11 protein-coding genes are annotated in these 12,827 nt (G+C 67.8%); 3 read left to right on the top strand and 8 right to left on the bottom strand.

Annotated features, from left to right (window positions below):
* The first annotated feature begins 173 nt into the window (after window positions 1-173).
* On the top strand, window positions 174-1,079 hold the full coding sequence (locus tag GOY17_RS13515; RefSeq protein ID WP_157030788.1) for a cyclase family protein: 906 nt from the start codon (window positions 174-176) through the stop codon (window positions 1,077-1,079).
* Window positions 1,080-1,091: 12 nt separating this feature from the next.
* Here GOY17_RS13515 and GOY17_RS13510 read toward each other — a convergent pair whose 3' ends face one another.
* The 4 genes from GOY17_RS13510 to GOY17_RS13495 all read right to left on the bottom strand — a co-directional run bounded on the left by GOY17_RS13510 (window position 1,092) and on the right by GOY17_RS13495 (window position 5,007).
* A complete protein-coding gene (locus tag GOY17_RS13510) occupies window positions 1,092-2,411 on the bottom strand; it encodes an NTP/NDP exchange transporter (protein ID WP_157030787.1) in 1,320 nt (439 codons plus the stop codon).
* A 13-nt stretch (window positions 2,412-2,424) separates the two neighbouring features.
* The gene (locus GOY17_RS13505) at window positions 2,425-3,393 is read right to left on the bottom strand and encodes an aldo/keto reductase (protein ID WP_157030786.1); all 969 of its coding nucleotides are present in this window, start codon (window positions 3,391-3,393) and stop codon (window positions 2,425-2,427) included.
* A gap of 358 nt (window positions 3,394-3,751) precedes the next feature.
* Window positions 3,752-4,567, bottom strand: a complete 816-nt coding sequence (locus GOY17_RS13500; RefSeq protein ID WP_157030785.1) for a DUF72 domain-containing protein — start codon at window positions 4,565-4,567, stop codon at window positions 3,752-3,754.
* Between the two features lie 2 nt (window positions 4,568-4,569).
* On the bottom strand, window positions 4,570-5,007 hold the full coding sequence (locus GOY17_RS13495; protein ID WP_115844820.1) for a VOC family protein: 438 nt from the start codon (window positions 5,005-5,007) through the stop codon (window positions 4,570-4,572).
* A 146-nt stretch (window positions 5,008-5,153) separates the two neighbouring features.
* On the opposite strand from GOY17_RS13495, the gene GOY17_RS13490 reads away from it, so the two are divergent.
* Window positions 5,154-5,504: a GFA family protein gene (locus tag GOY17_RS13490; protein WP_115844822.1), complete on the top strand. Its 351-nt coding sequence runs from the start codon at window positions 5,154-5,156 to the stop codon at window positions 5,502-5,504.
* A 170-nt stretch (window positions 5,505-5,674) separates the two neighbouring features.
* Here GOY17_RS13490 and GOY17_RS13485 read toward each other — a convergent pair whose 3' ends face one another.
* On the bottom strand, window positions 5,675-7,489 hold the full coding sequence (locus tag GOY17_RS13485) for a DUF885 domain-containing protein (protein ID WP_157030784.1): 1,815 nt from the start codon (window positions 7,487-7,489) through the stop codon (window positions 5,675-5,677).
* Window positions 7,490-7,675: 186 nt separating this feature from the next.
* Between GOY17_RS13485 and GOY17_RS13480 the strand changes: the two genes are divergently transcribed.
* The gene (locus tag GOY17_RS13480) at window positions 7,676-9,604 is read left to right on the top strand and encodes an alpha/beta hydrolase family protein (RefSeq protein ID WP_157030783.1); all 1,929 of its coding nucleotides are present in this window, start codon (window positions 7,676-7,678) and stop codon (window positions 9,602-9,604) included.
* Here GOY17_RS13480 and fdhD read toward each other — a convergent pair.
* Genes fdhD through GOY17_RS13465 form a run of 3 tightly spaced genes read right to left on the bottom strand, consistent with a single transcriptional unit; the run spans window position 9,557 to window position 12,824 of the window.
* On the bottom strand, window positions 9,557-10,354 hold the full coding sequence (gene fdhD, locus GOY17_RS13475; protein WP_157030782.1) for a formate dehydrogenase accessory sulfurtransferase FdhD: 798 nt from the start codon (window positions 10,352-10,354) through the stop codon (window positions 9,557-9,559). The genes GOY17_RS13480 and fdhD overlap by 48 nt on opposite strands.
* Window positions 10,351-10,587 (bottom strand): helix-turn-helix domain-containing protein, encoded by a 237-nt coding sequence (locus GOY17_RS13470; RefSeq protein WP_157030781.1) that lies wholly within the window; start codon window positions 10,585-10,587, stop codon window positions 10,351-10,353. The genes fdhD and GOY17_RS13470 overlap by 4 nt, the downstream gene beginning before the upstream one ends.
* Window positions 10,584-12,824, bottom strand: a complete 2,241-nt coding sequence (locus GOY17_RS13465) for an FdhF/YdeP family oxidoreductase (protein WP_157030780.1) — start codon at window positions 12,822-12,824, stop codon at window positions 10,584-10,586. Before GOY17_RS13465 ends, GOY17_RS13470 begins: the two co-directional genes overlap by 4 nt.
* Window positions 12,825-12,827: the final 3 nt, after the last annotated feature.

Raw genomic sequence — 12,827 nt, 5'->3', positions numbered from 1 at the left:
CCACGCGGCTTCGCCTTTGCCGGCTCGTCATCCCGGCGAAGGCCGGGATCCAGGCCCGTATCGCATCAGAACCAAGGACCCCGGCGACGGCCGGAATCCAGCGCTAGACCGCGTTCGAAAAGAAGCATCCGGCAAAAACCGGATCCATTCCCCTGACCTCGACACATCGCCCCATGACCCAGAAACGCGTCGTCTTCGACTTCGACCTGCAGTTCACCAACGGCGGCGGCATCCAGGGGCAGGATTTCCGCCTCGACATCGACGGCGACGACATCGACGACGCCGCGCTCGTCGACTACATCGTGCGCGACCTGCGCCTGCTGATGGTCGGACCCGCGCGCATCCTCAACAAGAAGATCATCGTCGAGGCGCACAAGCGCAAGGCGCAGGCCGATGGTGGTCGTCGCGTGTACGTCGAACTCAGCCACGACATCGAGGACGGGATGGTGACCTATCCCGGTCTTCCGGCCGCGCGCATCTGCGACTACCTCAGCCGCGAGCGTTCGCGCGAGATCTACGAGGCGGGCACGGAATTCCAGATCGCGACGATCGAGATCGTCGCCAACACCGGCACCTACCTCGATTGCCCGTCGCATCGCTACGAACACGGCCACGACCTGTCGCAGATCGGGCCGGAGTCGTTCTGCGATCTCGACACGATCGTGATCCGCGCCGACCACCGGCAGGTGCGCGCGATCGACGCCTCGTACTTCCGCGATCGCGAACTGCGCGGCCGCGCGGTGCTGGTGCACACGGGCTGGGACGCGTTCTGGCGCGAGGAGGCGTACGCAGTCGAGCATCCGTTCGTGACGCAGGACGCGGCCGAATACCTGCGCGATTGCGGCGTCAAACTCGTCGGCATCGATTCGATGAACATCGACGACACCTCGCGGGACGGTGAAGGCGGCAAGTCGCGGCCGGTGCATTCGATCCTGCTGGGCGCGGACATCCTCATCGTCGAACACCTGTGCAACCTCGCCGCACTGCCGGACGAAGGCTTCGAGTTCAGCGCGATGTCGCCGAAGGTCAAAGGCGCGGGGACGTTCCCGGTGCGGGCGATGGCGCGGCTGCGGGGCTAGCCGTTCGCGGCGTCAGCGACGCAGTCCTTCGCCCGCCACGTCGAGACCTTCCGGCAGCGGTTCCTTCTCCACGCGGGCCTGTGCACGCGCCAGGCCTGCGCCGGTCAGTGCCCATGCCAGCGCGATCGCCGCGCCCAGCAAGGCCGCGATCGCCGGCTGCTGCGCCAGCATGTCGACCAGCGCCTTCGCCCAGCCGCTCACGGCGTCGGCACCGCGGTACACGACCGAGTCGATGAAGTTCTTCGCCTTGTACTTGGCTTCCGTCGGCACGACGGTGAACAGCATCTCGCGGCCCGGTCGCACGAAGGCGTACTCGCCGGCGCGACGGACCACCATCACCACCGCCAGCACCGCGAAGGTCGGCGCGAACGCGAGCCACACGAAGCCCAGCATCGTCACCACCGGGACGGCGACCAGCAACGCCGCCATGCCCAGGCGCTGCACCAGCCGGCCGGTGATGAACACCTGCGAGAGGATCGTCAGGCTCTGCACGATCACGTCGATCGTGCCGAACACGCGCGTCTGGTCGGCGCGATCGGGGAACTTCATTTCGACCAGCCGCGCCTGCTCGAAGTACAGGAACGTGGTCACGCTCGCCAGCAGCAGCACGAACAGCGAAATGCTGAGCAGATAGGGCGAGCGCATCACCGTGGTGATGCCTGCGAACGGATGCCCGCCCAGTGGCCGCGCGCGGGCCTGCGCGCTGAGGTTCTCGCCCGCCGGCTGCGCGTCGCGCCATCGCTGCAGATGCCGCGCGATGAAGATGCCGACCACCAGGAACGCCGCGGCAAGCCAAAGCAGACCGGCGTGCCCGATCGGTCCGACCAGCGCGATGCCCAGCAGCGGCCCGACCAGGCCGCCGATGCTCGCGCCGGCGGCCATCAGCGCGAACAGGCGCTTGGCCTGCGCGCTGGGGAACAGGTCGACACACACGCTCCAGATCACCGAGATCGCGATCAGGTTGAACACCGAGATCCAGATGTAGAACGTGCGCGCGATCCACGCGTTCTCCGGATCGCGCTGGAACGCGATGGCGAACAGCGCGAGGTTCACCGCGAAGAAGCCGAACGTCCACGGCAGGATGCGACGGCGCGGCACCTTCGATGCGATCCACCCGAACAGCGGCATCGCCGCCAGCGTCGCCAGGAACGTGCCGGTGAACAGCCATTGCAGGTTGTCCACGCCGCCGGCGACGCCCATCGTCTCGCGCACCGGCCGCAGCATGAAATAGCCGGCGAACATCACGAAGAACAGCGTGGCGCCGATGAGGACCGGACGGGATTCGCCTTCGGTGATGCCGAAGGTGCGGGCGATGCGCGCGGACAGGCTCATGCGGGATCCGTGCTCAGGCCAGCGCGGCGATCAGCGCCTGCCGCTGCTTCGCATCCAGCAGCGCGCCGGTGCCCGCACGCAGGTTGTCGACCTGGTGCTTGACCTTCGACGTCGCGGGAATCACCACCGTCACGGCCGGATGGCTCAGCACGAACTTCAGGAACAGCTGCGCCCACGAATCGGCGCCGACGTCCTTCGCCCACGGCGGCAGCGGCTTGTCGCGCACCTGCGTGATCAGGCGGCCGTCCTCGAACGCGCGGTTGATCATCACGGCGCAACCGAGCTCCTGCGCGAGCGGGAAAATCGTCTGTTCCGCGCCGCGCGAAACCGGTGAGTAGTTGATCTGGATGAAATCGGGCTTGTGCTTGCGCATCTCGTCGGCGAGCTGCGCCTGGCCGTCCTCGCGGTAATGCGTGAGGCCGGTGTACTTCGTCTTGCCCTGCTGCTTGAGCTCGCGCGCGAGCGCGATCTGCGTCGCCGTATCGCGAAGGTTGTGTACCTGCAGCAGCTCGACCTTGTCGGTGCGCAGGCGGCGCAGCGAATCGTTGAACTGCTTGAGCCCTTCGTCCCGCCCGGTCACGCCGGACAGCTTCGTCGCAAGGAAGAGCTTGCCGCGCGTGTTGGTCTGTGCGATGAGGTCACCCAGTACGTCCTCGGCCGTGGAGTAGGTGGGCGCAGTGTCGATGAGCGAGCCGCCCGCGGCGACGAACGCCTGCAGCACGTCGCGTAGCGGCCCGCGTTCGCCCGCATCCGCACCGACTTCGAAACTGCCCGACGTGCCCATGCCGATGACGGGGATCTTCTCGCCGCTGGACGGGATCGTGCGCGTGATCAGCGTGCCGCTGAACGGCTTCGGCGGCGCGGCGCTGGCGGCGGGCGTTGCCGCGGGCGGGCGCTCCTGGCTGCAGGCGGCGAGCGGCGCGAGTGCGACGCCCGCGGCGGCCAGGGTGGCGGTGGAAATGAATTCGCGACGGCTGGTCATGGCGATCTCCCTTCACGGCGACAGGAACGTCGATAGTGACGTTGATAGTGTCGTGGGCGTGCGCACGGGAGTGCCGTTCGGCACGGTCCGGTGTAGGGGTTTGCGACGAAGCGCCGGGAATGTGCGGTGGGGCGTTGTGTCTTTCCGGCTGTCATCCCCGCGAAGGGCTGCCATCCCGCGAATGCTGTCATCCCCGCGAAGGCGGGGATCCATGCTTGCGAGCGTCAACGCCTTCGAAGGCCGGAATCGGGTCGGAGAGATGGATTCCCGCCTTCGCGGGAATGACGATCAGAAAGCGGACACGCTCCTTCGAGCTTCGAGTCCAGGCGGTTCCCGGGTCCGGCGTGTCCCGAATCCCTCACAACTTCCCGATCAACGCCATCGCCGCCGCCGGGTTGCGCTCCTTCGCCGCGCTGATGAAGAAGACGAAGACATCGCGCTTGCGCTTGGGTGCGGCATTCTTCGCCAGCGTCGGCAACGCGTCCGGCTGGCCGCCTTTCGCCCATTCGTGCGCACGCTTCGCCCACGTCGACAGCTCGCTGTCGGTGTAGCCGGTCGGCACATCGCTGCGGGAGCGCATCAGGCGCGCGTAGACGAAATCGGCGGTGACGTCGCCGAAGGACGGGTGTTCGTCCGAATCGGTGAACACCGTCGCCATGTTGTGCTTGCGGGCGAGGGCGACGTAATCGGCGTCGACGAAATTGGGATCGCGCACGTCCAGCACATGGCGCAGCGCACGGCCCTCGATCTCGCGCGGGAGCAGCGACAGGAACTCCGTGAAGCTCTCGCGCTGGATCTTCTGGTTCGCATCGAACTGCCACACGATCGGCCCGAGGCGATCGCCGAGCGAGGCGATGCCGCCGAGGAAATCCTCGATCTGCGGCCCGGTCTTCGCGAGCGCGCGCGACTGCATGATGCGCATCGGCGCCTTCGCGGAGAACACGAAGCCTTCCGGCGTTTCCGCCGCCCACTTGGCGTAGGTCGCCGGCTTCTGCGCGCCGTAGTAGGTGCCGTTGACCTCGATCGCGGTGAGCTTGCGGCTGGCGTATTCCAGCTCGCGGCGCTGCACCAGGCCCTTCGGATAAAAGTTGTCGCGCCACGGCGCGAACGTCCAGCCGCCGATGCCGACGCGGATGCCCTCGACGGGCCGGGGATGTTCGTCGAACAGTTCCATGCTCAGGCGTTCTCGCTTTCGTTCCACGGATCGTAGGTGCCGAACCACCACACGTAGCCTTCCGGATCGCGCGCCGCGTAGCCGCGACCGCCGTAGTGCTGGTCGGCGATGTCGATGACGATCGCCGCGCCGGCGGCCTTCGCGCGGGCGTAATGCGCATCGGCGTCGTCGACGATCACGCACACGCCGTGCGTCGAACGGCCGCCGATGTCGTCGGGCTGTGCCATCAGCTTCGCCCAGTCGCCGTCCTTGTTCGCCGAGCCGAGCATGATCATGCCGGTATCGCGATACGTCAGCTGCGCATGCAGCACGACGTCGCCGTCCATGTAGACGGCCTGCTTCGTGAAGCCGAACGCGCGCACGAGCCAGTCGATCATCGCCGGGGCGTCGCGATAGCTCAGGGTGGGGACGACGGTGCTGCCGTGGCGTGGCGAAGGCATGGCGACTCCGGTTCGGCGCAGAGGGGCGGGGTGGGGGCGAAGCATAGCGCCGACGGGTTAAGCCGATGTCGCTTCGGGCACATTCGATCAGCGCCGCGCTGGGGCACAATCGGGCCTTCCACCTTCACCAGCATGGAGCACGCGTCATGGCGCATTACAGCGGCGGTTGTCACTGCGGCGGCATCGCCTACGAGGTCGACGGCGACATCGACCAGGTCCTGGACTGCAACTGCTCGCTGTGCGCCAAGCGCGGCGGCCTGCTCTGGTTCGTGCCGCGAACGGCATTCGAACTGAAGACGCCCGAATCGAACTACCGCACCTACACCTTCAACACGCACAAGCTGCAGCATCACTTCTGCCCCGAGTGCGGCATCTCGCCGTTTACCGAGGGCCAGATGCCCGACGGCACGCCGATGGTGGCGATCAACGCGCGCTGCCTGGAGGGCGTGGATCCGGCGTCGCTGAAAGTGGTGCATTTCGATGGGCGTTCGCGCTGAGCGAATTGCCTTTGCGGCCCGTCAAACGCGCGGCCCTCTCTGGAGGAGCCCTTCTCCCGCTTGCGGGAGAAGGTGCCGGCAGGCGGAAGAGGGCACGGCGTCGAAGTTGATGCTCGCCTGCCCTCACCCCAACCCCTCTCCCGCCAGCGGGAGAGGGGCTTCAACACGCCTTACTGGATCGGCTCGTCCAGCATCATCTCGCGCACGTAGCGCACCGGCGGGGCGCCGTAGCTCAGCACCTGGTCGTGGTAGGCCTTGGCGTTGAACTTGTCGCCCAGCTTGGCTTCCACGGCCTTGCGCATGTCGAAGTGCTCCTGCGCGCCGACGAAGTACGTCGGCAGCTGCGCGCTGGTCAGCTGCGCGCGGACCCACTTGCCGGCGGCTTCGCGCTCCTGCTGGAAGGCCTGCTTCGTCATCAGTTCCATCGCCTGTTCCTGCGTCCAGTTGTCGACATGGACGCCCTGGTCGAGGATCGCGTTGGCGATGGTGCGCAGGTAGAACTTCAGCTGCACCAGGCGGAACAGCGGGTCGTTATCGAGGTAGCCCGCGTCGGCCATCATGTCTTCGGTGTAGACCGCCCAGCCTTCGGCGAACAGGCCCGAGCGCAGCACCGAACGCAGCGTCGAATGCGACTTCACCGAATGCGCGCCTTCCAGGTAGTGGCCCGGCATCGCCTCGTGGATCGACAGCAGGTGGATCATGCGGCTGTTGTATTCGCGCAGGAACGAATCGACCTGCTTGGCGTCCCAGTCGTCGGGGATCGGCGAAATCGCGTAGTACGTGTCCAGGCCCTTGTCGAGCGGACCCGGCGAATCGCAGTACGCCACCGCGACGCCGCGCTGGAATTCCGGCATCAGGATGATCTTCACCGGATCGTTCGGCACGGTGACCAGGTCGTGCTTGCGCGTGAAATCGGTCGCCTGCTCGAGCGTCTTCTTCGCGAAATCGACCACCTGGTCGCGTGCGGGCTTGTCGGCGTAGGCCAGCTCGAGCGCGGCCTCGATCGCCTTCTGCTGCTGCTCCGGCGACGGATTGGCCGGCATCTCCGGCGCGTTCGGCTTGTCCTTCAGCACCGTCTGCGCGATGGCGTACATCTCGCCGCGCACGCGCTTGAGTTCGCCTTCGGCACGCTGCTTGATCTCCGCGCGCGACAGCGACGAATTCAGCGAGAACTGCAGCTTCTCGTCGTACAGCTTCTGGCCGATGCGGAAGTCGCCCTTCGCGTTCGGCACCAGCGTCTTGTCGAGCCACGTCTGTTGTTCGGCGACGGCCTTGCGCAGGTTCGTCACGGCCTCGTCGAGCTGCTTGCGGTCCTCGCCCTGCAGCTGGTCGGCGTTGGGCGTGATGAAGGTGTCGATCAGGCTCAGGATGCCGGCGTTCTGCCTGGCGACCGTTTCGGCGTGGATCTTCGGCACGCGCGCCGGATCGAGGTTCTCGCGCATCTGCGCGTAGATGTTCGGGATCTTCTGCATGCGCGCGGTCGCCGACTTCAGGCGCTGCGGCATCGGCGCGAACTCGCGCGCCATCAGGTTGTAGATCGCGCCGCCGGCCAGACCGCTGTACACCTGCGGATCCCACGCCCAGCTCTGCAGCGTCTCGACGTTCCAGATATCGCCCTGCACCTGGTTGCGCAGGATCGCCGCGTCGATCTGGTTCTCGCGCGAGAGCTTGGTGGTGTCGATGCCGTCGAGCGCCGCCAGCGTCTTCTTCGCGAAATCCACCTGCGCCTGCCGGCCGGCGGCCGAAAGGTCGTCGACCTCGCTGTCGAAATCGTGCTTGCCGATCTGCGTGGCGGACACCGGGTTCAGGCGCAGCCAGCCGTCGAGCCACTGCTGGGACACTTCGGCCAGGCGCGCGTCGGTCGCGGCGTCCGACGCCGGCGCGGCGGCGGTGGCCTTCGTGTCGGCGGGCGCGGGCGTGGTCTGCGGCTGGCAGGCGGCGAGGCCGGCGCTGAGCACGGCGACGGCGAGGAGGGTGGGACGCAACGAGGGCATGTTCTCTGGGGCTCGGATCAGGCGGCGTGGCCGCGGGTCGGCCGAGGATATCGCCTGCGTGCCCGCCACCGCATGGGCCGGAGGGCGGGCGCGTCTTGCCGGTTCTGGCGTGCCGATCGGGCATTGGCATATCGTGCGTTTGCCGGGGGAGACGGCGCAGGGATGAACGGGGGAACCATGAAGCGTTGGATGATGGCCGCGGGGCTCGCGCTCGCGGCGTGGACGGCGGATGCGCAGAAGGCGCCGCCGCTGGAGGACTTCCTCCGCAAGCCGGAGTTCGAGTCGATGACGATCTCGCCGGGCGGGGATTACCTCGCCGCGCGGATTCCCTTCGACGACCGCACGCTGCTCGCGATCCTGCGCGTGAGCGACATGAAGGTCACCGCCAAGCTCGATCCGGGCCGCGACGGCTTCATCGAAGCGGAGCAGTGGATTTCCAGCACGCGCGTGCTCGCGTCCGCATCGATGAAGTTCGGGACCCTGGCGCAGCCGTACCAGCTGCCGAACCTGCATCCGCTCGACGTGGACGGACGCAGCGGCGCGGCGTTCGGCGCGTACCTGATCGATCCGCTGCCGGACGATCCCGACTACGTGCTCACCGCCTACTGCTACAAGGTCCAGAAGAACGAGTGCCTGACGCGCGTGCGCAGGATGCGCAAGGACGGCCTGGGCAAGCGCGAGGACCTGGTCGACGGACCGGTGCCGGATTCGTCGTTCCTGGCCGATCGCGCGGGCACGGTGCGCTTCGCCTGGGCCCGCGACAACGACGATCGCCAGCAGGCCTTCCTGCTGCGCGGCGAAAAATGGGACCCGATCAACGATGAGGCCGCCAGCGGCGTGGAAGTCACGCCCATCGGCACCAGCTTCGACCGCCGCTACGGTTTCCTGCGCAGCGAGCGCAAGCAGGGGCCTGACGTGATCGAGCGCATCGACCTGGCGACCGGCGAGCGGACGATCGTTGCCAGCGATGCCAATGCCAGCCCGCAGGCGCTGGTGTGGTCGTTCGACGGGCACGAACCCATCGGCGCCGTTTACGGTGGCGTGCAACCGGAGGTGCGCTTCTTCGACGACAAGCACCCGCACGCCGCACTGACGCGCGATCTGGTCACGGCGTTTCCAGGCGAGTTCGCGCGCGTGACCAGCGCCAGTCGCGATGGACGCCGCGCCGTGGTGACGGTGACCAGCCCGGTCGAGCCGCCGCGCTTCTACCTGCTCGACACCGCCAGCGGCGACCTGAAGCTGCTGGCGCGCAGCCGGCCGTGGCTGTCGGCGCGCAGCATGCGTCCGGTGCAGGCGTTCGAATTCAAGGCGCGCGATGGCCTCTCGCTGCGCGGCTGGCTGACCACGCCTGCGGGCAACGGACCGCATCCGCTGGTGGTGATGCCGCACGGCGGGCCGTTCGACGTCAGCGACAGCTGGGCGTTCTCCGAAGACGTGCAGATGCTCGCCACGCGCGGTTACGCCGTATTGCGCGTGAACTTCCGCGGCTCGGGCGGACGCGGGCGCGACTTCGTCGAAGCGGGCTACCGCCAGTGGGGCCGCGCGATGCAGGACGACGTCACCGATGCCACGCGCTGGGCGATCGAACATGCCGGCATCGATGCGTCGCGCATCTGCATGTGGGGCGAAAGCTATGGCGGCTACGCGGCGTTGATGGGCGCGGTGCGCGAGCCGGCGCTGTATCGCTGCGTGGTCGGCATGGCGGGGCCGTACGATCTTCCGACGATGTTCCGCTGGGGCGACACCCATCGCTCCAAGTGGGGCCGGGCCTACCTCACGCGCGCGCTGGGCGACGACATGGCGCGCCTGCGCGAGGATTCGCCGACGGCCAATGTCGGCAAGATCCGGGCGGACGTCATGCTCGTGCAGGGCATGCGCGATTACCGCGTCTCGCCGGAACACCTGCGCATCCTGCGCAAGGCGCTCGACGACGGCGGCGTCAGGTACGAGGGGTATTTTCCCTCCGACGAGACGCACGGTTTCTTCGACGAGAAATCGCGCCTGAAGTATTACGACTCGGTGCTGCGGTTCCTCAACCGCAACATTGCACCGGCGCGGTCAGCCGGCAGCGGCGACACGGCCGGGGTGGCTGTAAAGGTTGAGTGAGTCGCCGCGCGCGAACGCCGCCAGCGTCACGCCGGCGGCGTCCGCGGTGCGGATGGCCAGGTCCGTCGGCGCGGAGATCGCCACGACCAGTCCAATGCCGGCCGTCGCCGCCTTGTGCACGATCTCGTACGACGCGCGCGAGGTGATCACGACGAATCCCGAGTCCGGCGCGATCACGTTGCGCGCCATCGCGCCGATGAGTTTGTCGAGCGCGTTGTGCCGGCCGACGTCCTCGCGCACCAGCAGGCCGCCCTCGTGCGCGAAGCCGGCCGCGTGAACGCCGCCGCTGAGCGCGTTCAACGGCTGCTGCGCGGCGAGGGCATCGAGCGCGGCGCGGATCGACCCGACGTCCACGCGCGTGGATGACGTGACGCGCGGCACCGGTCGCAGCGCCGCCTGCAGGCTTTCCACGCCGCACAGGCCGCAGCCGCTGCGGCCTTCCATGCCGCGCCGGCGTTCGGCCAGCGCATCGAAACGCGCTTGCGGGATCGCGGCGTGCAATGCGACGCCTTCGTCATGGCGCACGACGTCGACGAGACGGAACTCGGACGCATCGCCGACGATGCCTTCGCCCAGCGCGAAGCCGAGCGCGAAATCCTCCAGCGAGTCGGGCGTGGCCATCATCACGGCGAAGGACTCGCCGTTGTAGAGCAGCGCGACGGGCGCCTCCACGATCACGCGATCGTCGTGTGGCGCGCGATCGCCCGCACGCAGGCGCAGCGCCTGCACCGGTTGCAGCGGTCCGTTCATGCCGACTCCACCAGGCTGCGTCCTTTCTCGGTGAGCCAGAGCAGCGTGCGTTCGCCGTCCTGGCGGCGTTCAACCAGGTCGAGTCCGTCGAACCTCGGATCGTCGCCGAGCGCGGCGAGCACGCGCTGCAGTTCGCTCAGGCCCAGCTGCAATCGCTTGGCGACCCGATGGATCGACTGGCCGTCTTCCTCGCGCAGCAGGCGCAGCACGGCGAGCGCCGATTCCTCGCTCATGCCGCGCTCCGGCGCAGCAGTCGCACGGGAATGGATTTCGACGCCGGCGTGCGTGCGCGTTCGGCGTGATGGTCCAGCGGAACGAGCGGATTGGTCTCGGGGAAATACGCGGCGAGGCAACCGGGCGGGATGTCGTATTCGACCAGCCGGAAATCGCGCACGATGCGTTCGCCGTCGTGCCAGACGGAGGCGATGTCGACGTGCTCGCCGTCGCGCAGCTGCAATCGTTCGAGATCGTCGCGCGAGATGAACACCACGCGACGCAGGCCGTGCACGCCGCGGTAGCGGTCGTCCATGCCGTACACGGTGGTGTTGTACTGGTCGTGCGAGCGCACGGTCATCAGTTGCAGCACGTCGGCCTGTGGCTTGCGATCATCCAGCGCGTGCGCGTAGAAGCCCGCCTTGCCGCGCCGGGTCGGGAACACGCGCTCACGCCCCGGATGGTGAAGGTGGAACCCGCCGTCGGTGCGCACGCGCGCGTTGAAATCGGCGAAGCCGTCGACCACCTGCGCGACGCGGTCGCGGATGCGGTCGTAATCCTCGATCAGCGCCAGCCATGGCGTGCGACTGCGCGGCAACGTGGCGGCCGCGAGGTGCGCGACGATGGCCGGCTCCGACATCAGGTGCTCAGACGCCGGCGGATTCATGCCCGACGACAGATGCACCATGCTCATCGAATCCTCCACCGTCACCGCCTGCGGGCCGCTGGCCTGTACGTCGATCTCGGTGCGGCCCAGGCACGGCAGGATGAGCGCGTCGCGCCCGTGCACCAGGTGCGAGCGGTTGAGCTTGGTGCTCACGTGCACGGTGAGTTCGCAGCGACGCAGCGCTTCGTGCGTATGCGCGGTGTCGGGCGTGGCCGCGGCGAAGTTGCCGCCCATCGCGAAGAACACCTTCGCGCGGCGGTCGAACATCGCCTCGATGGCGGCGACGGTGTCGTAGCCGTGTTCACGCGGCGGCTGGAAATCGAACGCCGCGCCGAGGCGATCGAGGAAGGCGGGCGAGGGCTGCTCGTAGATGCCCATCGTGCGGTCGCCCTGCACGTTGGAATGCCCGCGTACCGGGCACGGTCCGGCGCCCGCCTTGCCGATGTTGCCGCGCAACAGCAGCAGGTTGCCTAGCATCTGGATCGTCGCCACGCTCCGCGCGTGCTGCGTGATGCCCATGCCCCAGCAGACGATGGTCGCGTTGCTGTCGAGGTACGTGCGGCCGGCCTGTTCGAGGTCCGCGCGCGACAGGCCCGATTCGCGTTCCAGCTCTGCCCACGGCGTCGCGCGCACGCTGTCGGCGAAGTCGTCGTAACCGTGCGTGTGCCTCGCCACGAACGTGTGATCCACCGCGCCCGATTCGATCACCACCTTGCACAGCGCCGTGGCGACGGCGAGGTCGCCACCGATGCGCGGCTGGTAATACTCCGAGGCGATGCGCGTGCTGGCGCCGAGCATTTCGGCTGGCGCCTTGGGATCGGCGAAACGCTCCAACCCGCGCTCGCGCAACGGATTGAACGCGACGATTCGGCACCCGCGTTTCGCTGCACTGCGCAGTTCGCCGAGCATGCGCGGATGGTTGGTGCCGGGGTTCTGCCCGAAGATGAAGATCGCCTGCGCGTGTTCGAAATCCTCCAGCGTCACCGAGCCCTTGCCGCTGCCGAGCTGTTCGGTGAGCGCCACGCCCGAGGCTTCGTGGCACATGTTCGAGCAGTCGGGCAGGTTGTTGGTGCCGTATTCGCGCACGAACAGCTGGTACAGGAACGCCGCCTCGTTCGACGTGCGGCCGGAGGTGTAGAAGATCGCTTCGTTCGGCGACGCGAGTGAATTCAGGGCGCGTGCGATCGTCGCGAACGCCTCGCTCCAGGCGATCGGCCGATAGGTGTCGCTCGCGGCGTCGTACGCCATCGGTTCGGTGAGGCGGCCCTGCGCTTCGAGGAAGCGGTCGTCCTGCTCGTTCAACCACGCGACCGTGTGTTGCGCGAAGAACCCGGGCGTGACGCGACGGGACGTTGCCTCGTTCGCCACGGCCTTGACGCCGTTCTCGCAGAATTCGAACGTCGAATGCACGTTGCGGTCCGGCCACGCGCAGCCGGGGCAGTCGAAGCCGCTGGGCTGGTTGGCGCGCAGCAGCGTGCTGGCGCCCTTCATCACGACCTGCTGGTCGCGCAGCGCCTGCCAGGAGCTGCGCAGCGCATCCCAGCCGCCGGCGGGCTTCACGTAGAGTTCGATGGATTTCTTGTCTGACATCGG

The organism is Lysobacter soli (assembly GCF_009755585.1).
GTDB classification, from domain to species: domain Bacteria; phylum Pseudomonadota; class Gammaproteobacteria; order Xanthomonadales; family Xanthomonadaceae; genus Lysobacter_J; species Lysobacter_J soli.
This window is presented reverse-complemented; position numbering and strand designations above follow the sequence as displayed.

Coding starts and splice junctions, on each gene's coding strand:
- GOY17_RS13515 (WP_157030788.1), top strand. CDS start 174: ATGACCCAGAAACGCGTCGTCTTCGACTTCGACCTGCAGTTCACCAAC.
- GOY17_RS13510 (WP_157030787.1), bottom strand. CDS start 2,411: ATGAGCCTGTCCGCGCGCATCGCCCGCACCTTCGGCATCACCGAAGGC.
- GOY17_RS13505 (WP_157030786.1), bottom strand. CDS start 3,393: ATGACCAGCCGTCGCGAATTCATTTCCACCGCCACCCTGGCCGCCGCG.
- GOY17_RS13500 (WP_157030785.1), bottom strand. CDS start 4,567: ATGGAACTGTTCGACGAACATCCCCGGCCCGTCGAGGGCATCCGCGTC.
- GOY17_RS13495 (WP_115844820.1), bottom strand. CDS start 5,007: ATGCCTTCGCCACGCCACGGCAGCACCGTCGTCCCCACCCTGAGCTAT.
- GOY17_RS13490 (WP_115844822.1), top strand. CDS start 5,154: ATGGCGCATTACAGCGGCGGTTGTCACTGCGGCGGCATCGCCTACGAG.
- GOY17_RS13480 (WP_157030783.1), top strand. CDS start 7,676: ATGAAGCGTTGGATGATGGCCGCGGGGCTCGCGCTCGCGGCGTGGACG.
- fdhD (WP_157030782.1), bottom strand. CDS start 10,354: ATGAACGGACCGCTGCAACCGGTGCAGGCGCTGCGCCTGCGTGCGGGC.
- GOY17_RS13470 (WP_157030781.1), bottom strand. CDS start 10,587: ATGAGCGAGGAATCGGCGCTCGCCGTGCTGCGCCTGCTGCGCGAGGAA.
- GOY17_RS13465 (WP_157030780.1), bottom strand. CDS start 12,824: ATGTCAGACAAGAAATCCATCGAACTCTACGTGAAGCCCGCCGGCGGC.